Annotated in this window: 1 pseudogene; it reads left to right on the top strand. The window is 59.4% G+C overall.

The features are described from left to right. A pseudogene (locus tag NCT32_RS36895) lies at positions 1–1,160 on the top strand (porin); the annotation flags it as partial. Between the last annotated feature and the right edge of the window lie 47 nt (positions 1,161–1,207).

Here is a 1,207-nt window from a genome sequence, read left to right as displayed (position 1 = left end):
GTGCGGCGCTGGCTACTCTCGTCGGCGGCGCGGCGCATGCACAAAGCAGCGTGACACTGTACGGGCTGATCGACGCAGGTCTGACTTACACGAACAGCCAGATCACTGGCACCGGAGCAGGTGGTCACAGCAACTGGCAGATGACCAGCGGAGGCGTCCAGTACAGTCGTTGGGGGCTGCGCGGAGCGGAAGATCTCGGCGGTGGGTTGCAGGCGATCTTCACTCTGGAAAACGGCTTCAACGTGAACAACGGACAGTTGTCGGCTACCAATCGCATCTTCAACCGCTTGGCCTACGTGGGAGTTTCCAGTCGCGACTTTGGCTCCCTGACCTTGGGGCGTCAGACGGACGGCATGGTTGACTTCCTGGGGCCGCTCTCGTTGACCGGGACCCAGTATGGCGGCACCCACTTCGCACATCCGTTCGACGTCGACAATCTGAACGACTCGTTCCAGATCAACAATTCGGTCAAGTATCAGAGCCCGAATTTTGCCGGATTCAGGCTGGGCGCCCTGTATGGCTTTTCGAACCAGGCCGGTGGTTTCGCGAACAACCGTGCGTACAGTGTCGGTATGTCATACATGTGGGGACCGTTGAATTTTGGCGCTGGGTATCTGCACCTGAACAACTCAGCCGGCACCCCGGCGCAGCTCAACACGAACGGCGCCGTCACCGATACGCTTGGGACCTCGCTATCGGGCCTCCTGACTCCGACCGCGGTGCCATTAGGCGCGCTCGCTAGTCGACAGCAAACGTGGGGCGGGGGCGTGAGCTACGCGATCGGACCTTTGGTTGCAGGCTTCGTATATACACAAACGAACCTCACCGAACTGTTCCTAACCGGCTTCAACACTCACTTCCAGAACTATGAAGGCAACCTCCGGTTCGCGCTGACGCCGGCCGTTATGCTGGCGGCAGCCTATACCTACTCGCGCGCCGGCGGCAATGCTGGTAGTGGCGCTCCACATTGGAATCAAGTGAGCGGGCTCGCGAACTACGCCTTCTCAAAACGCACGGACGTCTATATCTAAAGCACCTGGCAGAGCGTGAGCACGAGCAGTGGCAATCCGCTGGGTGTTGCCTGGATTAACGGTGTCAGTTCACCTGCGTCGACAACGAATCAGATCGAAGCCACTGTCGGCTTGCGTCACCGTTTCTGATTGGAAGCGTCCAAACGGCCAAGTCGCGCTAGGAGTCGATTCGAGCG

Source organism: Caballeronia sp. INML2 (genome assembly GCF_023631365.1).
GTDB classification, from domain to species: Bacteria; Pseudomonadota; Gammaproteobacteria; order Burkholderiales; family Burkholderiaceae; genus Caballeronia; species Caballeronia turbans.
The sequence above is the reverse complement of the archived record's forward strand: the minus strand, read 5'-3'. Positions and strand labels throughout refer to the sequence as shown.